Source organism: Cupriavidus sp. H18C2 (assembly GCF_049393795.1).
Classification (GTDB): Bacteria; Pseudomonadota; Gammaproteobacteria; order Burkholderiales; family Burkholderiaceae; genus Cupriavidus; species Cupriavidus pauculus_C.
In genome coordinates, this window is record NZ_CP186010.1 from 1,689,284 (window position 1) to 1,711,452 (window position 22,169).

Annotated in this window: 19 protein-coding genes and 1 pseudogene; 7 read left to right on the forward strand and 13 right to left on the reverse strand. The window is 58.9% G+C overall.

Features of this window, described 5'->3' with window-relative positions:
- Positions 1-16: 16 nt before the first annotated feature.
- Both EPAKOI_RS07725 and EPAKOI_RS07730 read right to left on the reverse strand, forming a co-directional pair.
- A complete protein-coding gene (locus EPAKOI_RS07725; protein ID WP_373424148.1) occupies positions 17-217 on the reverse strand; it encodes an H-NS family nucleoid-associated regulatory protein in 201 nt (66 codons plus the stop codon).
- A gap of 60 nt (positions 218-277) precedes the next feature.
- A complete protein-coding gene (locus EPAKOI_RS07730) occupies positions 278-1,309 on the reverse strand; it encodes a DNA-binding protein (RefSeq protein ID WP_043358190.1) in 1,032 nt (343 codons plus the stop codon).
- A gap of 526 nt (positions 1,310-1,835) precedes the next feature.
- Between EPAKOI_RS07730 and EPAKOI_RS07735 the strand changes: the two are divergent.
- Positions 1,836-3,063 (forward strand): annotated as a pseudogene (locus EPAKOI_RS07735) (tyrosine-type recombinase/integrase).
- An 88-nt stretch (positions 3,064-3,151) separates the two neighbouring features.
- On the opposite strand, the gene EPAKOI_RS07740 reads toward EPAKOI_RS07735, so the two are convergent.
- The 3 genes from EPAKOI_RS07740 to EPAKOI_RS07750 form a co-directional block, all read right to left on the reverse strand.
- Positions 3,152-3,487, reverse strand: a complete 336-nt coding sequence (locus EPAKOI_RS07740; protein ID WP_043355318.1) for a helix-turn-helix domain-containing protein — start codon at positions 3,485-3,487, stop codon at positions 3,152-3,154.
- A gap of 461 nt (positions 3,488-3,948) precedes the next feature.
- On the reverse strand, positions 3,949-4,356 hold the full coding sequence (locus tag EPAKOI_RS07745) for a DUF4345 domain-containing protein (RefSeq protein ID WP_043355321.1): 408 nt from the start codon (positions 4,354-4,356) through the stop codon (positions 3,949-3,951).
- A 10-nt stretch (positions 4,357-4,366) separates the two neighbouring features.
- Positions 4,367-5,431, reverse strand: a complete 1,065-nt coding sequence (locus EPAKOI_RS07750) for a sterol desaturase family protein (RefSeq protein ID WP_306418434.1) — start codon at positions 5,429-5,431, stop codon at positions 4,367-4,369.
- A gap of 16 nt (positions 5,432-5,447) precedes the next feature.
- Here EPAKOI_RS07750 and EPAKOI_RS07755 point away from each other — a divergent pair, with 16 nt between their 5' ends.
- The gene (locus EPAKOI_RS07755; RefSeq protein ID WP_043355323.1) at positions 5,448-6,446 is read left to right on the forward strand and encodes an AraC family transcriptional regulator; all 999 of its coding nucleotides are present in this window, start codon (positions 5,448-5,450) and stop codon (positions 6,444-6,446) included.
- 230 nt (positions 6,447-6,676) lie between these two features.
- Here the strand turns inward: EPAKOI_RS07755 and EPAKOI_RS07760 are convergent, their stop codons facing one another.
- From EPAKOI_RS07760 to EPAKOI_RS07770, 3 genes are all read right to left on the reverse strand, one after another.
- A complete protein-coding gene (locus EPAKOI_RS07760) occupies positions 6,677-7,015 on the reverse strand; it encodes a DUF4286 family protein (RefSeq protein WP_052495067.1) in 339 nt (112 codons plus the stop codon).
- Positions 7,016-7,342: 327 nt separating this feature from the next.
- On the reverse strand, positions 7,343-8,968 hold the full coding sequence (locus tag EPAKOI_RS07765) for a GMC family oxidoreductase (protein ID WP_196765235.1): 1,626 nt from the start codon (positions 8,966-8,968) through the stop codon (positions 7,343-7,345).
- Positions 8,961-10,256 (reverse strand): MFS transporter, encoded by a 1,296-nt coding sequence (locus tag EPAKOI_RS07770; protein WP_174077253.1) that lies wholly within the window; start codon positions 10,254-10,256, stop codon positions 8,961-8,963. The genes EPAKOI_RS07765 and EPAKOI_RS07770 overlap by 8 nt, the downstream gene beginning before the upstream one ends.
- 1,118 nt (positions 10,257-11,374) lie before the next feature.
- On the opposite strand from EPAKOI_RS07770, the gene EPAKOI_RS07775 reads away from it, so the two are divergent.
- From EPAKOI_RS07775 to EPAKOI_RS07795, 5 genes are all read left to right on the forward strand, one after another.
- The gene (locus EPAKOI_RS07775; RefSeq protein ID WP_196765234.1) at positions 11,375-12,664 is read left to right on the forward strand and encodes a cytochrome P450; all 1,290 of its coding nucleotides are present in this window, start codon (positions 11,375-11,377) and stop codon (positions 12,662-12,664) included.
- 23 nt (positions 12,665-12,687) lie between these two features.
- Positions 12,688-12,885: a ferredoxin gene (locus EPAKOI_RS07780; RefSeq protein ID WP_043355325.1), complete on the forward strand. Its 198-nt coding sequence runs from the start codon at positions 12,688-12,690 to the stop codon at positions 12,883-12,885.
- A complete protein-coding gene (locus tag EPAKOI_RS07785) occupies positions 12,885-14,081 on the forward strand; it encodes an NAD(P)/FAD-dependent oxidoreductase (protein ID WP_052495069.1) in 1,197 nt (398 codons plus the stop codon). Before EPAKOI_RS07780 ends, EPAKOI_RS07785 begins: the two co-directional genes overlap by 1 nt.
- Before the next feature lie 31 nt (positions 14,082-14,112).
- Positions 14,113-15,081: a Bug family tripartite tricarboxylate transporter substrate binding protein gene (locus EPAKOI_RS07790; RefSeq protein ID WP_043355327.1), complete on the forward strand. Its 969-nt coding sequence runs from the start codon at positions 14,113-14,115 to the stop codon at positions 15,079-15,081.
- 62 nt (positions 15,082-15,143) lie between these two features.
- Positions 15,144-16,571, forward strand: coding sequence for an NAD-dependent succinate-semialdehyde dehydrogenase (locus tag EPAKOI_RS07795; RefSeq protein WP_043355329.1), 1,428 nt, complete (start codon positions 15,144-15,146; stop codon positions 16,569-16,571).
- Between the two features lie 257 nt (positions 16,572-16,828).
- Here EPAKOI_RS07795 and EPAKOI_RS07800 read toward each other — a convergent pair whose 3' ends face one another.
- From EPAKOI_RS07800 to EPAKOI_RS07820, 5 genes are all read right to left on the reverse strand, one after another.
- Positions 16,829-17,275 (reverse strand): MarR family winged helix-turn-helix transcriptional regulator, encoded by a 447-nt coding sequence (locus EPAKOI_RS07800; protein ID WP_081050314.1) that lies wholly within the window; start codon positions 17,273-17,275, stop codon positions 16,829-16,831.
- Positions 17,276-17,581: 306 nt separating this feature from the next.
- Complete coding sequence (locus EPAKOI_RS07805) at positions 17,582-18,106, reverse strand: gamma carbonic anhydrase family protein (RefSeq protein ID WP_043355330.1); 525 nt, start codon at positions 18,104-18,106, stop codon at positions 17,582-17,584.
- A gap of 127 nt (positions 18,107-18,233) precedes the next feature.
- The gene (gene glcF, locus EPAKOI_RS07810) at positions 18,234-19,493 is read right to left on the reverse strand and encodes a glycolate oxidase subunit GlcF (RefSeq protein WP_043358198.1); all 1,260 of its coding nucleotides are present in this window, start codon (positions 19,491-19,493) and stop codon (positions 18,234-18,236) included.
- A 10-nt stretch (positions 19,494-19,503) separates the two neighbouring features.
- Positions 19,504-20,577, reverse strand: a complete 1,074-nt coding sequence (gene glcE, locus EPAKOI_RS07815) for a glycolate oxidase subunit GlcE (RefSeq protein WP_043355335.1) — start codon at positions 20,575-20,577, stop codon at positions 19,504-19,506.
- A 1-nt stretch (position 20,578) separates the two neighbouring features.
- A complete protein-coding gene (locus EPAKOI_RS07820; RefSeq protein ID WP_043355338.1) occupies positions 20,579-22,090 on the reverse strand; it encodes an FAD-linked oxidase C-terminal domain-containing protein in 1,512 nt (503 codons plus the stop codon).
- Positions 22,091-22,169: the final 79 nt, after the last annotated feature.

The window sequence follows — 22,169 nt, forward strand, 5'->3', positions numbered from 1 at the left end:
GTTTGGCGCAGATTCCTCAGTCGATCTGAAAGAATTCCGGCTGCTGTCCGGCGTTGATGGCCCGCTGAAACCAGTCGGGACGCTCCCCTCGCCCATCCCAGGTTTGCCCCTCGGCATTTTGCGGTAGCGTGGCCGTGCCGCTGTGGGCGCGAAACAGCCGGCCGCCAATAAATCGGCCAGTGTCAGGCCCGATTGCGCCATCTTGATACGCACCCAGCGAATGGCGTCGGCGCGGGCAATCTCATGGGGCGCGTGCATGGGCGGTGGCTCGAAGCGGTTAGGCGGCGGCCTTGCGCCGTGCCCCGGATCGCACCTTGGCGCCGTCGCGCCAATTGCCCAGCAACTCGCGCGACAGGTCCCGTTCAGTCTCGGCACGCTCGGCCCGCCGGGTCATTTCTGCCAAGGCCTCCTGGGCGGCACCCAGTTGTTGCTGTCCGCTCTCCTGCGCGTCCTGCAGCGCCGCGCAACGTACCTGCGCCGCCTGCGCCTGGGCTTGCCAACTACCCAGCGCTTCGGCCGCGGCCACCGCTTCCTGCCGCTGCATGTCGCGCAAGCGATCCACCTCCACCCGCGCCGCATCGAGTCCCCGGTCACTCTGGCGCCGCGCCGTGCGTTCCTGGTCCAATTCCAGTTGGGCACGCCGCACGGCAGCGTCCCCGCGCGCCTCCATCGCTTCGAGTTGCTCGCGCATGCGCTCCAGCTCCGCCAGGAAATCACTGCGCGCGGCGCCCGCCTGCTCGCGCGCCGCCAGCAGTTCGCTCTGCAAGGCCTCCCGGTGCGTCGATGCGGCTGCTTCGGCGCCGCGCGCCTGCGCCACCTGCTCCTGCAACTGGCGGCATTCAGCCCGCAACGCCTCGCGCTCGCGCTCGAGCGCGGTGAGCGCGGCTTGAGCGTCGGCGAAAGCCATCTGCGCGGCATCCCGCTCGGCCGCGACGACTTGCTCCTGCGCCTCTATGTCTTGGCGCGTCGCGGCGAGTTCGGCCAAGACGGCTTCGCCGGCGGCGCGCCAGATGGTCTGGACGGCGTCGGCAGCCACCTGCTTCAGGCTGTCGGGGAGATCGGGATGGTCAATCGTGACCCGCGAACGGGCGCGCAGGTCTTGCCAGAACTGCTGCAGCGCCTGGGCCGGCGTGCCCATGCTGCCCTTGCGCACCAGTTGATAGAGCTTGTTGGTGGTGGGCGTGATGCCGTAGCGAAAGAACAGCAGCCCGCACACCTCGCGGTAGAGCGTGCGCGTGTCGGCGTGAAGGTGCCGCAACTGCTCGACCTCGGCTTCGAGGCGAAGGGGATCTACAGCGTCTGGCGTCATGGTCGAGCACCTTTTTGGACATTCAGAGTTAAATATTACTACGTAATACGTAGTGGATAACAAGATTCGTGTAAAAGTTTAGACATAAGTACGCTTATGTCTATAATATTGGCTCGAATCGCCTCCCCACGCTGCCCCTGTCGGTATGCATAAATTTGTGCCCTCTTTTTGCAGAATTTTGTTCCCGACCCCCATGGGCACGCCTGGCTGGCGCGCTGGAGCGCACGCACCGGCGGCAGGCGCGGCGTGACTCGGCTAGCTTGCGTGGCACGCCTGACGGCGAACGTCATCGCTTTGCGCAGCTGAATCCCGCCCATCGGATCGCCCCGCGCCGTCGGCGGGGTGAAGGCTGACGACGGACCGATGCGTTGGGGGAAGGTACAAAATTGCTTCAAGTGTCGGCTGGGGGAACAATTTCTTGCAGCGTTTCTCGACGCAATATTGTTACCATCGCCCTGCAATCGGCTTGCTGGCGTGCGACCAGCGGGAACAAATTTGTGCAAACCGACGCTTAGGCCGATACACCATGGAACTGCTCCCGATTAAACCTTTGGATGGCCTGGCCGCCCCGCTTCCCACCCCGCTGGAGCGCCTGCGCCTGACCCCGGCGCTGTCCGGCGCGGCCGGCAGCAACCGCGCGCCCGCCAGCGCCACGCGGATCGCCGCGGCCGACGACCTGGCCGCCGTCACCGCCTGGCTCGCGCGCTATGCCGACAGCACCGCGACGCTCACCACTTATCGCCGCGAGGTGGAGCGGCTGATCCTGTGGACCGTGCTCCAGGTGGGCAAGCCCTTGTCCTCGCTGACGCACGAAGACCTGCTCGCCTACGAGCGCTTCCTCGCCGATCCGCAACCCGCCGCGCGCTGGGTGCTGGCCGGCAGCAAGAAGCTTGCACGCGGCCACCCCGACTGGCGCCCGTTTGCCGGGCCGCTGTCGCCGTCCAGCGTGCGCCACGCGATGGTGATCCTGAACGCGCTGTTCGCCTGGCTGACCGAGGCGGGCTACCTGGCCGGCAACCCGCTTGCCCTCGCCCGCCGCCGGCGCGCCCCCACCCGAGCGCGCATCACCCGCTATCTGAGCCACGACCTGTGGGAAACGGTCAAAGACACCGTCGCGGCCATGCCGACCGAGACCGCGCGGGAACGCCGGCACGCCGCGCGCTGCCGGTGGGTGCTGACCGTGCTCTATCTGGGCGGCCTGCGCGCCTCCGAGCTGACGGCGACCCCCATGGGCGCGTTCTTCTGCCGGCGCGATGGCCAGGGCATCGAGCGCTGGTGGCTCGAGGTGACCGGCAAAGGCAACAAGACCCGGCTGGTGCCGGCGACCGACGAACTGATTGCCGAACTCGCGCGCTACCGTCGCGCCCACGACCTGCCGCCTACCCCGCAGTTCGGGGAGACGCGGCCACTGGTGCTGCCGGTGATTGGCAGAGAGGGTGGCGAGAAACCCCTGTCACGCGGCGCGCTGCACCTGATCCTGAAAGAGGTGTTTGGCATGGCCGCGGAGCGCCTGCGGGCGCGCGGGCCCGAGTGGGGGGGCGCAGGCCGCGGTGCTGGCCAGCGCCTCGGCCCACTGGCTGCGCCACACCGCCGGCTCGCATATGACCGACCAGCAGGTCGACCTGCGTTATGTGCGCGACAACTTTGGGCACAGCTCGCTGTCGACGACGAGCGGCTATCTGCACAGCGAAGAGGATGCGCGGCACGAGGCCACGCAGGAGCGGCACCGCATCGGATGGATCAGGAAAGCATAAGGCGCGTCAGCACACCAAGCGAAGTGCATTTCCGCACCGATCTGGGATCGCATCAGAGATTGATGCCCAGCCTGATCGCAGGCCTCTACTACTCTTCCAGCCAGGCGTGCTGTCGCCTGGCCGCGTCCTCGCCGATCTTGGCCGTATGGGCCGCTGCCTGTTCAAGCCAAGGCGCATGCGCCCTGGGAACGACCAGCATCGCCAAACCCAGTCCGTCCAACGCACGCAGGGCGTGCTCGAGATTGACGCCCTTGCCGTTCTCGAGCTTGGACAGCATGCCGACCGAGACCCCGCAATGTCTTGCCGCCTGGTCAATGGGCATCCTTTTCCCTGCCCGCGTTGCTCGAATGCGGTCGCCCAGTTGGTGAATGGTGCGAATCGTCGCACGCGACGGTGGCTTCGGATCAGGTAGTGGTCGTGGCATGGAGGTCGTTCTTGCAAAAGGAACACCAGCGTGGAGAGCGGTTTTCTGTGTTGTTTCACTATCGTGAAATTATACTCTCACAATGGCGGCCGGATGCCGGCAAAGATCTGCGCCTGCTAATAAGCACTTCGCAGAGGGTGGCAATTGCAGACACGGCATCGAAAGACCCCAGAAGAGACCGAACACTACGGTCCTGGACGCAACCTCCGTAGTCTCTACTGGGGCCAGGCCCCAACACCTTGACTGCTCTCGGGAGAGCTAGCGTTCTCTTCGCTGCGTCGGACCCGTCGCGATGAAAGGATGCTTAGAAAGCGGTGAAGCCCGTCAACGCGGATATCTCGCGCGTTGTCCGCAAGACCGGTATCAGGACAGGTGGAGGTTGATCGGTGCGAGTTTAACTTGATAGGACTGGGTGAACGATGACCTCATGTCCACGCGTCGCGGGCGCTCAAAGTGAGCGCTCATCTCATGGAAGAGCGCGCATCATGTTTGTTGAGGAAGCACAACAGCGCTAGGCCGGTGAATGCCGCTGCTGCTTCGATTCCAAGCAACATTCGAACGAGATCATTTGGCCACCCGTCAGCGGAAATGCTGACCAGCCGCCCGAGCACCAGGCCGCTGGTGAACACGACGTTGATCCACATCGAGGGCTTTCGCCACGCCTTCGAGAGTAGACCCAGGGCCAGCAACAGACTGATACCGAGATGCATGCCACCGTAGTTGGCACGGATCTCATTGAAGGCATTCACCGAATGGGGTTGCATATCGAGGCCCGCCATTGCCGTAGCGGGGTCGTGAAACGTATGCAAGCCAATTAGCAGGAAAGCCAGTGCCGAAACGGCCAGGTATATTTGAGAGAGGCGATGCATGAGTTGGCTCTCAGGTAGCGGACGTTGACGGAGTGGGTGTCGACTCACTGCCGGTCGGCTCGTTCCTGTCCACCGTCCATGTGTGGATGGGTTCATGACCACGGCGCACCCATTCCGGCGGCCGCCACAGGTGTTGCAGTCGCTGCCACACGGGCCCCGGTGACATCACGTCACGCCACATGTCGACAAACTCGTGGAGATTCAGCACCAGGATATTGTAGGACTTAATCTGTTGGGTGATGCCGTATTGCACCGTCTCCCGTTCTTCTTCGAAAGTGCCAAACATGCGATCGAAAATGATCAACATGCCACCGTAGTTCTTGTCGATATATTGGTCGTTTCGGCCATGATGGGCACGGTGATGGGACGGTGTATTGAAGATGTACTCAATCCAGCCAGGAAGGCGGCGGATCAGTTCGGTATGAATGAAATACTGATAGGACAGATTCACGGCCAGGATGAGTGCGACTGCGGCCGGCGGCACACCGAGGAGCACGGGAGGAAGGAAAAAGATGAAACTCCCAGCGACCACATTGAGCATCGATTGTCGTGCCGCCGTAGTGAAGTTCATGTTCTCGCCGGTATGATGAACGACGTGCGCCGCCCAAAACCAGCGGATTCGATGGCTGGCGCGATGAAACCAGTAGTAGCAGAACTCGACCGACAGAATGATTGGGAGAATGGTCCAACCGTCCACCGGGATATCAAACAAACGTTTTGAATATACCCACGCATAGATGGATCCTGTCACAAGAGCCACTCCCAGGGGCTCCATGATCTGGTAAGTGGTGCCCAATGCGATGTTCGCCCACACCTCTTTCCAGTTCAGTGTCGATTCGGCTCTACGCCTTCGATTGATCAGGGTCTCGAGACTGAATGCAATGATGAAGAGAGGAACCATGCTGAGCATGAACGCCTGCTTCCAATCCACGGACTTCCCAAATATGGAATGCAGCCAGTTCATCATATCGGACGGCAATTTAGACTCCTGTTCGCTTGGCTTGCCGACAGTTTGATCAAACTGGTGACCCTCCGCATTGACAGTCCTCGACACTTTCTTGACACTTCGCGACATTGTTCATTGTCATCCCATGTCCGCGCCCACCGCTTACTACGCCAGCACCTACGTGAACCTGCTTTTCGACTACTTGCAGGACCAAGGGCTGGATGCCGTGCATGTGCTGGGGGAATCCAGCCCTAATTGCCAGGAAGTGCGACTCTACGCGCTCGATCACTGGCGGCGTTTGCTTGAGCGTGCCGCCGAGGTTTGCAATGATCCGCTCCTCGGATTGCACGTTGGCCAGCGCATTGCGCCTGCGCATCTCGGCGTGCTTGGATACGCACTTGGGGCTTGCCCTGACGTCGGGGCTGTCTTGCAACGCTGGCAACAGTACGACCGTGTGGTTGCAAACGTAACGCCGGCGGAGCTAAGAACCGAAGGTAAGTCCGTCGTGATGACGTGGCCCCGTTCGACGGAACCAACGGGGCCGCTCGTTGACGAAACGGCCTTGGCTGCGATGACCCGTTTCACGCGAGCCATGACAGATGGTGATGTGAGGCTGGAGGAGGTGTGCTTTGTTAACGCAACACCTCAAGACACCACCCCTTATCTTGCATACTTCGGCTGCCCGGTGAAGTTCGACCAACCGGAGACGAGTCTGCGCTTCCCCGTCGACCTTTTGCAGGCGCCTCTGCGTCAACCTGATGAAGCGCTACTGCGAATCATGGAGCTTCAGGTACAGGCTCTGCTGGGTGCCATGCCGAAGATGGATGACATGGAACATGCCATCAGGCAAGCGGTAGCCGGGCTCGCGCGTCAAGGCGAAGTGAGCCTTGAAACAGTGGCTTCCTCCATGCACATGACCCCCCGCACGTTGCAGCGGCGACTCGACAAACTGGGTCTGAAATTTCGCGAGCTACGTGACGACACGAGACGCCGGATTGCAGAGAATTACCTAAAAGATCCACGGCTTTCGCTCGCTGAGGTGGCCTGGATACTTGGGTACTCGGAGCACAGTGCATTTACTCGCGCATTCCGGAGATGGACATCGCAGAGCCCGCAAGCCTGGCGCCGCGAAATGGATGCGTGATCCGCTACGGGCAACAGCGCAGTCGCCCATGTGATTGCAGCGCTGAAGGTTTTAGGCTGGCCTCCTCGGCCCAAGTCCCAAGCTCTCGCACCGGGTTGCATGGCCTTCCATCGCCGCTACGGCGGAGTAAGCGACCCGCCCTGGCCCGTCGCCTCACGTGGCGGAGAAGCTGTTGAGCTTCTACCCGACTCATCTTTGAGACGACGGGAAAGCAGGTACTTCCATGCCGTCTACTTACTGCGAATCACCTCGGTGATTGGCTCGAAATAGCAACCATATTTGACATCGCCCACCGTGTCACTCATTTGCATCTCCGCTGTGTTGACGCGAGCCTGGATCCCATCTGTGACGACCTGCGGGTCAGCGGCCTCGCAGTTATAGAGTGCCAGGTACTGCCACGGATGAGGCCCCGCTTTTCGCTGCTGCTCCGTGCGACTGAAGCGCTGTGCGCTCACCACGCCCGGTACGCGCAACACGTCTGGAAGGTGCTGCTCGGTATACCAGCGATTGAACTCTTCTTCACGCCCCGGAACCGCGTTCGTGAGTACCAGATAGGTGAACTTGACCATTCTTATCTCCTTAAGGTTATTGAAGTACAGGGAATGTCCAGCGGCCGATGCCCTGTGACGCGCCCGTGATGGGTATGTGTTGACTGGCGAGTCCCTTGTTCACGTGGTCCTCTTTGCTGGAACCCGCGCTTTGGCATTCCGGCGGTTTCGGCGCTTGAGAGAAAGGGTGTGGCCCAACGCTTCCATCAAACGACGCAAGCCCGTAGACGTTCCCATTCGATGCTGGGAAATCTATGCTGCAACCTTTCGTCCCCGTGTAAGGGGACAACCGGGAAGAAGGCGACGGAGCAAGCTCGAAACGCCAGTGAACAGAGTTCTCCGAAAACTTCAACGAGCGGATGTGCGTGAATTTCGTATCAAGTCTGCGGCCTTCTCTGCCATGGCCATAATGGGAAGGTTCGTGTTCCCACTGATGATCGTTGGCATCACAGATCCATCAATTACTCTCAAGTTCTCAACCCCGCGCACTTTCAACTCCTCGTCAACAACAGCGTTGTCGTCGACTCCCATGCGACACGTGCCAACCGGGTGATAGATGGTTTCCGCATGCGAGCGTATCCATGCCTTACGGGCTGCACCGGTGGAGAAAGCATCGATGTCGAGCCTTCGTTTGATGTACTTCCGGAGCGCCGGCTGGTCGACAATCTCGCACGTGCGTTCCACGCCGCGCACCAAACTCTCCAGGTCAGACTCGTCTGAGAGGAAGCGAGGGTCGATTCGGGGAGAATCGGACGGATCTGAAGAACGCAGTCGCAGCACGCCTCTACTTTTTGGACGCAGCTGGCATACGCGGACTGCAAATCCGTGGGGAACTTTTTCGTTAGGCGGTGGATTGCGCAGCGCAATGATCAGATGGGCCTGCCACTCAGGCAGATCCGGATTTCTGTCGGAGTTGTAAAATGCTCCTGCCTCAACGCCTTGAGAGGAAGCCGGCCCGCCTCCTGAAAGAAGATAGCGAGCTCCTGCCATTCCGCCTCTTACCAGGCCGATATAGGGCGTGAGCGTATTGGGCTGCGACGCTTCTAAGCGAATCGCGCAATCAAGATGGTCCTGAAGGTTCTCACCGACGCCTTGCAGATCGACCACGGGAGCGATACCAATCGACTGCAGATGTTTGGCCGGTCCGATCCCCGAAAGCATCAGGAGTTGCGGTGAGGCAATGGCCCCTGCTGTCAGAATCACTTCGCGGTCCGCGCGAAGCTCCACCTCCTCCCATCCATCCTCAATCACTACGCCTTGCGCTCGCTTTCCGGCAAGGAGAATCCTGCGGACTTTACAGTTCGCCATCAATGTCAGATTGGATCGGTTACCTGCTCGATCCAGGTAACGATAAGCACCGGATCGCTTTCCCTCGGCAATCGTAAGCTCGTAGAATCCTGCGCCTACCTGCGACGCCCCATTGAATCCGTTGTTCTCCGGCATACCGGCCGATACTGCGCTCTCTATGAACGCAGTCGATATGGCGTTTTGCTGCGTGCCGTATGACAGGCGAATCGGACCCGCGTACCCGCGATCGTCATTCCTCGCCTTCGTTACCAGTGATGCATCCTCAATCTTTCGAAAGTACGGACGAAGGGATTCATAGTCCCAGCCCGACAGGCCCTGAGATGCCCAGTTGTCGTAATCGGATCGGTTCCCCCGGATAGCAATCATGGAATTGATCGAGGATGAACCGCCCACCACCTTGCCCCGGGGTATATAAATATTCCGATTGTCCAGTTGTGTCTGGGGCTCCGTCCAATAGCGCCAGTTGAATTTTTGGCTCTTATAGAGAACCCGGATCCCTGCCGGCATCTGAACAAAGATGGATGACGCGGGAGCGCCCGCCTCTATCAGCAGTACCTTGACGCTGGGATCTTCACTCAGCCGAGAAGCGAGAACACACCCTGCCGAGCCGGCGCCGATAACAATGTAGTCGTATGTAGCGGTTTTCATAATCAGGAGATCACTCAACGCGAGCCGATGCCTTGAGCGCCATGCGCACGCGGCGAATGTGCTCGTCCGACTGTCCGAGCTCATCAATCGGTACTCGTGACGTTTCAGGAGACGCCAAGATGGCAAAAATAGACAACACTGCGCCCCCCATCATGAAATAGGCGGGTGATGAAGGGTTTCCGGTCAGCTTCGTCAGAGAAGCGCTGATTAAAGGAGCGGTGCCGCCAAATAGCACCATGGCCACGTTGTAGCCTACCGACATGGCGCTGTAGCGTGTGCGTGTCGGAAACAACTCCGTCATCATGCAGAACGGCGCGCTGCCATACATCCCCATCAATACCCCGACGCTAGCCATCGTGGCAATTACCACCTCTGGTGTCGAGCCCACGACGATCCGGAACAAAGGAAGCGCAACGACGAGGTATGCCAATGCCGCCGTAAAGGCGACGGGTCGTCGACCCACGCGGTCGGATAGCGCTGCAGCGAATGGGATCACAATCACTGAACCCAGAAAGGCCAGGCCGGACGCCGCTAGAGCTTGCCCGCTACTCAACCGTCCAGTTGACACGAGATAAGACGGGAGATACGCCAGGATCAAGTAGTAAGGGATGCCGTGTGAGATCGCTACGCCAAGACATTTGACAATGCTTCGCCAGTCGTCACGAAGGGCTTCGCGCAATGGTGCTTGTGCCGCGCCCTCGCGTTCCAAGTGCAACCGGAATGCCGGTGTTTCCTCGATGCGCAGCCGCAGCCAGAACGCACCCAACCCAATCGGACCAGCGATCAGGAAGGGCAATCGCCAGGCCCATGCCTCAACTGCCGTCTGACCAAAAATGCTGGTGATCGCCAGAACAAGACCGGATCCGCTCAACGCACCAATTCCAGCCGACATACCGAAGAACCCGATCACAACGCCACGCCGGCGTGTCGGGGCGTACTCGGCAAGGAATGCGAGTGCTCCACCTGCTTCGCCTCCCGCGGAAAATCCCTGAATCATGCGTAGGGCTACCAGCAGCAAAGGAGCGGCGATGCCAATCGCCTCGTATCCCGGTAGGACACCGACCAACCCCGTCGAAACGCTGATCAAACCAACGACAATCGCGAGCGTATCGCGCCGTCCAAGCCGGTCTCCCAGCGATCCAAAAAACAGAGCGCCGAGTGGTCGGGTAACGAATGCGACGGAGAATGCCGCGAAAGCCGCTATCAGGCTAACGATCGGGTCGCTGCTTGGGAAGAACACCTTCGCCAGGGTGGCGGAAAGATAGCCATACAACGAGTAGTCAAACCACTCCAGCATGTTTCCCACGGCGGCACCGGAGATCGGCTTGAGAACATCCCGGACCCGCTGGGGGGGTGGGGGTCGAACCTCTTCGGGGATGATGTTGCATTGATTTTGTCTCCCCTTCTATAAGCAATGTTTGAAAAACCGAAGCGCGCTTACTCTTATTTGTGGTAAATATTAGGTAGCCTACCTATTACAATCAAATAGGCGTTTACCCTCCCATCAACGAAGTCAGGTGGCTGATTTTGAGCCGCAAATGACACTTTTACGCTTTATCTTGACAGACCATCGTGGCGACCTACGCTCTATGTAATCGATTGCATCGTGGAATGGGCTATGCGCCGATGCGAACGAGTGTTGAAAGACCTGCTTTTTTCTTGCGGTGGCCCCCCCTAACTAAAGTCGATCACCCCGGAGGTAGCTATGTCACTGATGGCAGCGGTACGCGAGGCGTTCAATCAATGGGAGCGCTTTCGATTCATGTCGATGTTCGAGTACCTCAGTGCCGAGTTAGGGGAGAGCTGGAGCCTATTTATTTGATTTGTAGGCTGCCAAAGCGAGGTCGCTTCGGCTTTCTCGCTTGCCTTCTTGCACCGGCTTCACTGTCCCCCCGCGCCTCTTTAACAACGCGTCGTGAGGCTGCCCCCTTGGTCAGCGAGTGGTGGCGATCGCGCACTTCTAACCCCACGTCCATGCGGGTGTTTTTTCACGCCTATGCATAGGTAAGAACCGAAGCCCTGCGATCCCGACCTTACGGAAGGTCCCGGCGTCAAAGGTGGCCTCCAGCAGGTCCCAAGCGGGCCTCCGGCCGCGCCTCACTCGGTACCGACCTCTGTCGTCAGCCAGCCCGGCCGGACCGCATATCTACCCTGGGACGAGCTATAACAACCAGAAGGCAAACAGTCCTCGCGCATACCCAGTGGGTCACCGGCGGCATATCTTGACCACTGAAATCGGCGGTCGCCCGCCTTCAGGCCAACTGGGCTCCCCCAGTCTAGCCACGCCCTCCTCTCCCACCCCTGGTCCCGATCGAGATTTGTGACGCGAGGTCAATCCTCTGCACCGATTAGGGTAAACCCCTTTTGCATATAGTAGGTAGGCTACCTAATATGTACTCACAATTTCCCATCGGAGACATATTCATGACCGCCCCCCAAACCCCCACGCAGTCGACTGGCTGCCCGTTTCACGCGGCCTCACCTGCGCAGTCCACGTGTCCGATGCACGCTGGCGGGGACAGCGGCATCCCCGACTTTCCGCCCGAACGGGTCGATCCTTTGTCGCCGCCGCCGGTGTACTTCCAGATGCAGCAAGGAAGCGGCTTGGGGCAAGCTAGGCTCTGGGACGGAAAGATCGCCTGGCTGATTACGCGCTATGACGACGTCCGCTCGGTCCTGTCTGACCCTCGCTTTAGTTCTGACATTACGAATCCCGGCTATCCCACTGTCAGTGCTGCAATGAAAGTTGCTCGGGGTAGTAACCGGACCTTCATCACCATGGATGCACCCAAGCATGCAGAGCATCGGCGCATGCTGACAGGTGAATTCTCGATCCGCAAAATCGAGGCCCTTCGCCCGCGGATTCAGGCGATCGTAGACAAGCTGCTGGACGACTTCGCAACAAAGCCTCAACCCTCCGACCTGGTTAGCGCCTTTACGTTGGCTACGCCGGCATTGGCGATCTCAGAGTTGCTTGGCGTTCCGTACGAAGACCATGACTTCTTTCAGGAACTGGCGATGGTCCTGACGTCGAGTAGTGCGACGCTTGAGGAGGCCATCGCCGCAAATCATGAGTTGTGCGAGGTGTACCTGAAGGGCCTGGTGGCGAAGAGATCGGAGAACCCCGGGGAAGATATCCTCAGCCGCCTCATCGTCAATCACGTACGAAAGGGCGATATCACCGAAACGGACGTTGTTTCCCTTGCAAGGCTCTTGCTGATTGCCGGCCACGAGACCACGGCGAATACGACCGCAATGGGAGTGCTTTTCCTCCTGCAACGACCGGATATCTGGAATGAGCTTCGACAAGACACAAGCCTCGTTCCAAATGCGGTGGAAGAAATTCTGCGCTATCTGGATGTCACACATTCAGGAAAGCGTCGTGTCGCGACCGAGGACATTGTCGTGAACGGACAAATGATCCAGGCGGGCGACCCCGTTGTAGTGCTGAGTGTCTCGGCCAATCGCGACAGCTCGAAATTTGAAGATCCGAATGTGTTCGACCTTCGCCGAGATTCAAGGACGCAGGTCTCGTTCGGATACGGCCCGCATCAGTGCATCGGTCAACCCCTCGCACGGCTCGAAATGCAGATCATGTTCACCGCCTTGCTGGAGCGGTTTCCGAACCTCGAGCTTGCTGTTCCCGTGGAAAGCCTTGAGTTCAAGGGCGATTCACTCATGTATGGCGTCAAGGAACTCCCTGTTCGCTGGTAATCCCGACTTAAATGAGAAGCATCATGAAAATCACAATCTACCCCGAAAAGTGCTGCGGTTCTGGTCAATGTGTCGTCAACGCGCCGGATCTGTTCGACCAAAAGGACAATGGCATCGTCATTCTCTTGAACGCAGAGCCGTCGGCTGACCAATTCGAATCAGCACGCCTGGCGGCTGGCATCTGCCCAGCGCTCGCCATCGAGATTCACGAGGATCAGTGATGAACTCCCCCGAGCACATCGTCGTTGTCGGCGCCTCGGCCGCCGGCATCACGGCAGCACGAGCGCTGCGCGCACAGGGCTGGGGAGGGCGGCTCACGCTGATTGGAAAGGAAGGCGGCATGCCCTATGACCGCCCTCCTCTTTCAAAGCGGCTGATGGCAGGAGAATGTCCGGTAGAGGCGCTCAACCTTGTGTCCGAAGACGGCATGAAGGCGCTGAACCTGCACTACCTGGACGGGACATCGGCCACCGGCCTCGATACGGACGCCAGTTCACTGCAACTCAGCAACGGCTCCACACTTCAATATGATCGCTTGCTGATCGCCACGGGCGCGGACGCTCGAGTGATTCCCAACCTCAGCCAGGCGGCGAACTGCTACAGCCTGCGCAACTTAAACGACGCGCTGGCGATTCGGGAACATCTGACTGCCGGAAAGCGGGTACTAGTAGTCGGCGCGGGCTTCATCGGCACAGAGTTAGCGGCGATTGCAAAGACCAGCGGCTGTGAGGTGACCGTCATCGACAAGTCGAAAGTTCCTCTCGGGGCGCGAGTCGGGGATATCGTTGGGAAGCGGATCGAAAAACTCCATGAAGCCAACGGCGTGGTTTTCCACAACGACTGCGAACTCAGGGAGGTGAAATGGCGTGACCGCACCATTACCGAAGTCCGCTTGGACACTGGGGTTGTGATTGCTTGCGACGTAATTGTTGTGGCTATCGGCGCAGTTCCCAGCGTGCAGTGGTGCAGCGGATTAAACATCCGCAGCGGCGTAGTCTGCAATGAATACTGTGAAGCAGCCCCGAACGTATATGCCGCCGGCGATGCTGCAGAGTGGTTTCACAAAGGCTACGGCGAGCACATGCGTATTGAACACCGGACGAATGCAAGCGAACAGGCGATGGCCGCGGCAAAGAACATGCTCGGCTCTCGCGTTGAATACGCTCCGCTGCCGTTCTTCTGGTCGGATCAGTACCAGGTCCAAATCCACAGCTACGGACGCATCGGCCCTCAATACACCGTTGAAGTTGTCGAAGGGGATCAACTGAAAGACGACTCCTGCATCTTTCGCTACTACCAGGGAGACGTTTTGATGGGCGTTCTTAGTTGGAACGCCAGTAGAAAAGCGCGTGAGCACATCAAGCTGTTGAAGGAGGAGTGGACGAAGAGCCACGCTCCAGCTGCGGTAGCAGGTTAAGGCTGTATTTCATAATAAAAGAGGAGACAACATGACAAAACCCGCTTCGGCTATCCGCAGAGCAGTCCTACTCTGCTCCCTGGCCCTGCCCTCCATCCTGTACGCCCAGCAATCTGGCCCGTTGCCGGTCCGGCTCTTTGTTGGCTACGGACCGGGCGGTGGCACCGACGTAGTTGCACGCGCAGTTGGCGAAGAGCTGGCAAAAATCTGGAATCGGCCCGTAATCGTCGAAAATCGGCCAGGCGCAAACGGGGCGATCGCCAGCAAGGCTGTCGCGCGAGCTGAACCGGACGGTTCGATCCTTCTGGTCATGCCCCCGTCCACGTTGATCATCGACGCAAACTTGCGCCCCACTGTTGCTGTCGATCCCACCAAGGAACTCACCCTTGTGAGCGGGCTAGCCGCAACCCCACTCGTTGTGGTGACCCCGGCTTCCGCGCCATACAACAACCTCGCTGACCTCATTAAGGCAGCTCGTGCGGCCAACGGGAAGTTCACGTACGGATGGGCCAACTTGGGCATGCGTGTCGGTATGGAGGAGTTCGCGCAAAAGACCGGGGTAAAGATGACCCCAGTCGGCTACAAGAGTGCTGGGCAAAGTGTCCCCGCTATCGTTTCAGGCGAGATCGATATGCTCATGATCGATATGGCACCGATCGCGCAACTCGTTAAGGCTGGAAAAGTGAAGGCCTTTGCCGTGTCGACGCCAGAACGCTCGCCTATGCTGCCAAACGTCCCTACATTCAAGGAAGCGGGGATTGACGTCCAGCTTACGGGAACCATCGCCCTGTATGCGCCTGCCAAGATGCCCCAGAACGCAATCAAAAAAATGCAGAGCGATGTCGCTACGATTTTGAAGAACGGCGAGCTTCGCACGCGGATGCAAGGCACTGGAATGGAAGTCATTACGCAGTCCCCGGAGGATTTCGAGGGCTACCTTAAGCAGCGCAAGAAGAGCATTGATGCAGTAATTAAGGTCGGTGATTTTAAGCTCGAATAGATCGACCTCCGTCACAAGCACAGAATTTCGTAGCTAACCTCTTAGTCATTGGAGTACACGCTGTGTATCCAGAATTATCCCTTTACATCAATGGCGAATTTCTCGGCATTGAAGGCCGGCGACACCAGGACGTAGTCAATCCTGCGACGGAGGAGGTCGTTGGGCGACTGCCGCTCGCCACCCGCGAGGACCTCGACACCGCCGTCGAGGCGGCTCATCGAGCTTTCCTGACGTGGCGCGACTCATCGCCTTTGGAACGCAGTGCAATCTTGCGTAAAGTTGCGGAGCTCGCCCGTCAAAGGGCGCCGGAAATCGGCCGCAACATGACCATTGACCAGGGGAAGCCTCTGCACGAAGCCGTGGGCGAAGTAACGGTTTGTGCAGAGCATGCGGACTGGCATGCAGAAGAGGCTCGGCGGATCTACGGCCGCGTGATCCCCAGCCGCAACCCTAACGTCCGCCAGCTCGTGCTACGTCAGCCGGTCGGAGTCTGCGCAGCCTTCACCCCTTGGAATTTTCCCTTCAATCAGGCGATCCGGAAAATCTCTGCCGCGCTTGGCGCAGGCTGTACGATCATTCTGAAGGGACCAGAAGAGACACCGAGTGCCGTGCTGGCGATCGCTCAACTGTTCCATGATGCGGGCCTTCCTCCTGGTTGCTTAAACATTGTATTTGGCGTCCCGGCGGAGGTGTCAGCACACCTCATTGCATCTCCGCTGGTCCAGAAGATCTCCTTTACGGGGTCCACTGCTGTTGGCAAACAACTAGCAGCTCTAGCAGGATCCCATATGAAGCGAATCACTATGGAGCTTGGTGGTCACTCCCCTGCAATCGTCTTCGACGATGCGGATGTCGATACCGCCGCCGAGATGCTTGCAAACTACAAGCTGCGAAACGCTGGTCAGGTATGCGTCTCGCCCTCCCGCTTCTTCGTCCAGCGCGGGGCTTACGATAGGTTCCTCAGGCGTTTTACGGACGTCATTGGCGCAGTGCGGGTCGGCAACGGTATAGACAGCTCGACACAGATGGGACCGCTCGCAAACCAACGCCGTGTTGCTGCAATGGAAGGGTTGATTGCCGACTCCAAAGCGCGCGGCGGAAAGGTTGTCGTGGGAGGGACCAGGTGCAGCGACACAGGACATTTCTTCGCGCCCAGCGTCGTTATAGACATTTCAGACGACTCCATGCTCATGACTTGCGAGCCATTCGGCCCTGTCGCCCCGGTTGTAACGTTCGACGATCTGGATGAGGTGCTGGCACGGGCGAACAAACTGACTTACGGCCTGTCGTCTTACGTGTTTACCGAGTCAGCGAAGACAGCGCATGCTGTCTCTACCCGCCTTGAGGCCGGCATGGTCAACATCAACCACTTTGGAAGCGCTCTCGCCGAAACACCGTTTGGAGGCATTAAAGATAGCGGTATCGGGAGTGAGGGTGGGACCGAGACGTTCGACGGCTATCTCGTCACGAAATTTGTAACTCAAGTGTAGATCGGGGGCCGCAAAGGGCGATACGTCGCCCTTTCCCCCGAAGCTACGTTCCCAGTCAGGTTTTGGCGCCTAAGTGAGTGTTAGGCGCCTTTTTTATTAGCGTATAGGTCGCGGCAGTGCGCCCCATATTGGGCGATGCGGTTGCTCTCGGCGACTCTGACAACTCCCTGCATGGCTCCGCAGTTGCAGCGCAAGCGCGGCCGGCTAGCGATAAGCCTTCTCGAATCGTGTCGTCTTCCAGGAAGATTTCGTTGGTATTACTCGTGGTCCAGCCACGGTTCTCTTTTGAACATCTTATCGATGATGGGGAACATCGCGATCACCGTCTGCAACTCCTCGGGCGTCAATCCCTCCATGCGCTTGCCCAGTGCCGCCGTCCGCTGTGCGGCCAATTTGCCGGCCACAGCCCGGCCTTCATCAGTAATCTGAATCATGTTGTTGTACGAGCCGACGGGTGCGGAGCGCGCGATTAACTCGGCGTCGACCATCCGCCCGACAATCTGCGTCATCGTAGGCAATCTGACGCCTTCATTCCTGGCCAGATCGCTAACTCGCATCGGCCCTCTTACGAGCAATGCACTAAGAACAGCGCTCTGCGCGGGGGGCACGTGCGCCGCTCTCATTTCCCGCCGCAGCGCTACAACGATCCGCATCAAGCGGGGTCTAAGTTCGTCCGCAAGCATTTCAACCGTAGGTTCTGTCATGTCTACAAAAAGGGGGCAATCACTGAGCAGATGATATAACGATTCAGTGAAGAATGATCGCGCGAAGTACCTGGAGGCACCGAGTCGATATGGTCCGACTGGTGAGGGTAGCGACCACGCAGACAGCGGCGGCGCGTGAAGGGGTTCTGTGCCTGTGGCCGGGTAGCAACTCAAGGCCGGGCCTTGTCGCGTTCGTTCGCGATGGCCGGAGCACCAATCTTGATGGAGAGGGATGACGAGACGAGGCGCTGGCTGGCGCTCTCGTCTCAAGGCGTCGACGCTTGATCCGCCGACGCGCGGAGCTTGCTAACTCAGCTTGACCAGGTCCTTCTTGTACGTCTTCGCCTTGTTAATGTAGTCGTCAGCGTTCTTCTCGATCGCAGCTTTGACTTCCTCCGTTAGTTCACGTACCTGCTTTGCAGGTGTGCCCATGACCAAGCCTCCTGCCGGGAAGTTCTTGCGCTCGCCGATCAAGGATCCGGCCCCCACGAGGCATTGTTGTCCGAGTTCGGATCCATTCAGGATCACAGCCTGAATGCCGACCAGACTACGTGCTCCGACCTTGCAACCGTGAAGCATCGCCTGGTGTCCAATGGAGACCATCTCGCCTACCTCGACGGGAAAGCCAGGATCGGTGTGCAACACAGCCCCCTCCTGGACGTTCACGCCTCGCCTAATCGTGATCTTTTCATTGTCGCCGCGGATCACAGCGCCGGGCCAGATGGACACGTCTTCGGCGATTTCCACGTCGCCGATGATTACCGCATGCTCGGATACATACGAGCTCGGATGAATTGTCGGTTCTTTCTCTCCAATTCGATAGATCGCCACAAAATGCTCCTCTTATCTTGATGTGACTAACTTTTCGCCGACCGCGTTACTTGCAGGAGGCGAAACACTACTGCATGGGCCGCTCTCGCAGCCCGTGCCGACTTCGACGCCGTTTCTTGCCCTGCCGCTAGATAAATACTTGTTCCTCTGGTTGGACTGCCGGCTCGATTGCATCATCCAGTACCTCGATCCAGTGCTTTACTGGCGTGGGCGTTCCACTTTGCAAATGCTGGATGCAACCGATGTTCGCGGACACGATGCAGTCAGGTTGCTTCTCGCTCAGATGCTCGATCTTGCGGTCTCTGAGCTGGAGTGAAATTTCGGGCTGCAGAACGGAGTAGGTGCCGGCTGAGCCGCAACAAAGGTGACTCTCCACGCTGGCACGATGAACGGAAAAGCCCAACTGTCCCAGATGCTCCTCCACCACTCCCCGCAGCTTCTGGCCGTGTTGCAGCGTGCACGGCGGATGGAACGCCAAGGCCGGCTTGTCGCACGCTTTGACTTTGCCGCGCAGTCTTGGCAGAAGTTCAGGAAGCAATTCGCTCAGGTCGCGGGTCAACTCGCTAACCCGAGCTGCCTTCTCGGCGTACTCCGCGTCATGCTTTAGCAAGTCGGCGTAGTCCTTCACGGTCGCGCCGCAGCCGGACGCGTTCATGACAATTGCCTCGACTTCACCGCTGGAAATCGCCGGCCACCAGGCGTCGATGTTTCTGCGCATATCATCGAGGCCGCCCTTGTGATCTCCGGTGTGCAGCCGGATCGCGCCACAGCAACCGGCTCGAGGAACACTTACAACCTGAAAGTCGGCTGCATCGAGTACCCGCGCGGTCGCAGAATTGATGTTCGGCATCATCGCCGGCTGCACACAACCTTCGAGCATGAGCACTTTCCTGGCGTGGCGGCGCGTTGGGCGCTGACCCGCAGGTCTGCTCGGCGTAAGCTTGTTGGCGAGCTTGGAAGGAAGTAGCGGCCGAACCATTCGGCCAATCTTCATGGCCGGCAAGAACAATGGCGAAGTTAGCCCCTCACGCAGCAGCCAACGCACCGCGCGGTCTTTTGGCGGACGAGGAATTCGCTCATCGACTAGCTTCCGCCCAATGTGAACTAGCTTGCCGTACTCGACACCGCTGGGACAGGTGCTTTCACAGTTCCGGCACGTCAAGCAGCGGTCTAGATTCTGTTGGGTGCTTGCTGTGACCTCTTCCCCCTCAAGCAACTGCTTCATCAAGTAGATGCGTCCCCGGGGTCCGTTACGTTCATCGCCCAGAAGCAGGTAAGTCGGACACGTTGCCGTACAAAAGCCGCAATGCACGCACTTGCGCAGAATCTCTTCGGCCTCCGCCCCTTCTGGAGTGTTGGCAAACTCATGACTTAGTTTTGTCTGCATATGGAGCCCCTTACAGGCCGGGGTAGAGTCGACCAACATTGAAGATGCCATCGGGATCAAACGCTTGCTTGAGATTGCGATGAATCTCGAAGAGCGCATCGCTCGGTGGCGTGAACACGCCGCTCCTATGATGCGGATCCCTGAACAGCGTGGCGTGACCACCAAGCGATGACGCCATTTCCCGAACGTCCTCGATGGGATCGTCGGTGTATAGCCATCTCAATGCACCACCCCATTCAATAAGCTGATTCGCGGCCAAGAAGGGTTGGGAGACTGCCGGAACGGAAACACGCCAGAGAGGCGCGTCGCTCTGTGAAAAGAAGTCGTGGCGGTGGTCGCGGACGGCATCCCACCAGGACAACGCTTCGTCTGGTTCCAGCTCAGTCCCGCCCAAACGCTTTCTGGCTTCCGTGACAGCAGAGGCTGCACCACTCAGTCGGAGGAACAGCTTTCCGTCGTGCCAGGCACTCGCATTGACTGGCAATGCTTGCCGAGTCAGCCCGTTTAAGAGAGACAACGCCCCTGCTTCGTCGCGTTCAATGAACAGGGTGATCCTCGATGAATGAATGGGCAGAACCTTCAGCGAGACCTCACAGATAACACCGAGTATTCCCATTGAGCCCGCCAGGAGACGCGAAACGTCATAACCGGCAACGTTCTTCATCACTTGCCCGCCGAATGTCAGAAGCTCGCCTTTGCCGTTAATCATGGTCGCGCCGAGAACGAAGTCCCGAATGGACCCTACCCCGACGCGTGCTGGCCCGCTCAGACCTGCCGCGACCGCTCCTCCGACAGTACTTCCTTTAGCAAAGCGTGGCGGCTCAAAGGCAAGGTACTGATTGTGCTCGGCCAGCACGGCCTCAAGTTCTTCTAGCGGTGTGCCTGCACGAGCGGTGACAACCAGCTCAGACGGTTCATAGCTGCAAATTCCGCTGAGGCGCCGGACATCACACGGTTCACCCGACGGCTCTTCACCGTAGAAGCATTTCGTACCGCCGCCAACGATGTTGAGAGAGGTCTTCGTTTTTCTTGCATGCAGGACTGTCTCAATCAGATGAGACACTTCCGTGGGGATCGTCGTCATTCTAGAACCTCGGGATTTCTGGATGCGGCAGCATCCCACGCCGAACAGTCATGCGACCATATTCGGCACATCGATGCAGCGTCGGAATTACCTTCCCAGGATTCAAGAGCGATTGCGGATCGAATGCACGTTTCAGCGCAAACATTTGTTCTCGCTCTGCGCCTGAGAACTGAACGCACATTGAGTTCAGCTTCTCCACGCCCACACCGTGCTCTCCGGTCACCGTCCCGCCAAGCGTGACGCTTGTTTCCAGAATCTCTGCGCCGAATTGCTCCGCCTGGTGCAGTTCTTCGGGATTGTTGGCGTCGAAAAGGATCAGCGGATGTAGATTCCCGTCGCCGGCGTGGAACACGTTCACGCAGCGAAGCCCATAGCGCACCTCCATCTCGCTGATTGCTCGAAGGATCGCAGCGAGACTCTTGCGAGGAATCGTGGAATCCATGCACAGGTAATCCGGGCTCATGCGCCCCGTCGCGGGAAATGCATTCTTTCGCCCGCTCCAGAAACGAAGACGCTGCGCCTCGTCCTGACTTGCTTCAAGACGAGTGGCCCCGCTGGCGGTGAGGACGGCATTCATCTTCACAATCTCGTCCTCGACCTCCAACGCCGTCCCATCACTCTCGCACAATAGGATTGCGGCCGCGTCCAGGTCATAGCCAGCATGCACGAAGTCCTCTACGGCGGCGGTCATCGGCTTGTCCATCAGTTCCAGGCCGGCTGGGATGATGCCGGCCGCGATGACGTTGGCTACGGCGTCACCAGCGGCTTCGACGGTGTCGAAGCTTGCAACGATGCATCGCGCAAGTTCTGGCTTAGGAATTAACTTGACGGTGACTTCCAATGTCACTGCGAGCATCCCTTCACTGCCTACAACGACGCCGAGCAAATCGAGCCCAGGGACATCAAGGGCTTCCGATCCAAACTCTATCGCCTCGCCCTGAATGGTGTATCCCCGTACTTTCATTACGTTCTGCAACGTGAGTCCGTACTTGAGGCAATGGACGCCTCCGGAATTCTCGGCCACGTTTCCACCGATCGTGCAGGCAATCTGGCTGGACGGATCGGGGGCGTAGTACAGCCCATACGTAGCGGCTGCCTCACTGATTGCGGCGTTGCGTACACCGCATTGGACCACTGCGGTACAACTCACAGGATCTACCCTGACGATCCGGTTAAAACGAGCGAGCGAAAGGAGCACGCCCATCTCATGTGGGAGCGCACCGCCTGACAATCCCGTGCCTGCGCCCCGAGCCACGACGGGCGCACCGAGCGTCTTGCACGTTCGCAGAATGGCAACAACCTGCTCTTCTGTTTCGGGAAGCACCACGACGAGCGGCTGCGCCCGATAGGCCGTAAGGCCATCGCATTCAAATGGCTGGGTGTCCTCGCGCTGCGACAGGATAAGGTCCCTAGGCAGCACGCCTTCTAGCGCGGAAACCACTTCCGCACGCCGGGCTTCCCTCCGCTCAGCGTCAGTAGGATGTGCCAACCAGCCGTCACGCGTCGCATTCATGACTTTGCCCTCCTGGTGCGATGAAGCTGCGTCGTGCTGTGCCGGTCTATTGGATAATCAGTGCGGAGCGACGGCGCGA

Excerpts from the sequence above, each read along its gene's own strand:
- EPAKOI_RS07775 (WP_196765234.1), top strand. The coding sequence starts at position 11,375 with ATGACCGCCCCCCAAACCCCCACGCAGTCGACTGGCTGCCCGTTTCAC.
- EPAKOI_RS07745 (WP_043355321.1), bottom strand. The coding sequence starts at position 4,356 with ATGCATCGCCTCTCTCAAATATACCTGGCCGTTTCGGCACTGGCTTTC.
- EPAKOI_RS07755 (WP_043355323.1), top strand. The coding sequence starts at position 5,448 with ATGTCCGCGCCCACCGCTTACTACGCCAGCACCTACGTGAACCTGCTT.
- glcF (WP_043358198.1), bottom strand. The coding sequence starts at position 19,493 with ATGCAGACAAAACTAAGTCATGAGTTTGCCAACACTCCAGAAGGGGCG.
- EPAKOI_RS07740 (WP_043355318.1), bottom strand. The coding sequence starts at position 3,487 with ATGCCACGACCACTACCTGATCCGAAGCCACCGTCGCGTGCGACGATT.
- EPAKOI_RS07785 (WP_052495069.1), top strand. The coding sequence starts at position 12,885 with ATGAACTCCCCCGAGCACATCGTCGTTGTCGGCGCCTCGGCCGCCGGC.
- EPAKOI_RS07750 (WP_306418434.1), bottom strand. The coding sequence starts at position 5,431 with ATGTCGCGAAGTGTCAAGAAAGTGTCGAGGACTGTCAATGCGGAGGGT.
- EPAKOI_RS07780 (WP_043355325.1), top strand. The coding sequence starts at position 12,688 with ATGAAAATCACAATCTACCCCGAAAAGTGCTGCGGTTCTGGTCAATGT.
- glcE (WP_043355335.1), bottom strand. The coding sequence starts at position 20,577 with ATGACGACGATCCCCACGGAAGTGTCTCATCTGATTGAGACAGTCCTG.
- EPAKOI_RS07800 (WP_081050314.1), bottom strand. The coding sequence starts at position 17,275 with ATGACAGAACCTACGGTTGAAATGCTTGCGGACGAACTTAGACCCCGC.
- EPAKOI_RS07790 (WP_043355327.1), top strand. The coding sequence starts at position 14,113 with ATGACAAAACCCGCTTCGGCTATCCGCAGAGCAGTCCTACTCTGCTCC.
- EPAKOI_RS07820 (WP_043355338.1), bottom strand. The coding sequence starts at position 22,090 with ATGAATGCGACGCGTGACGGCTGGTTGGCACATCCTACTGACGCTGAG.
- EPAKOI_RS07760 (WP_052495067.1), bottom strand. The coding sequence starts at position 7,015 with ATGGTCAAGTTCACCTATCTGGTACTCACGAACGCGGTTCCGGGGCGT.
- EPAKOI_RS07730 (WP_043358190.1), bottom strand. The coding sequence starts at position 1,309 with ATGACGCCAGACGCTGTAGATCCCCTTCGCCTCGAAGCCGAGGTCGAG.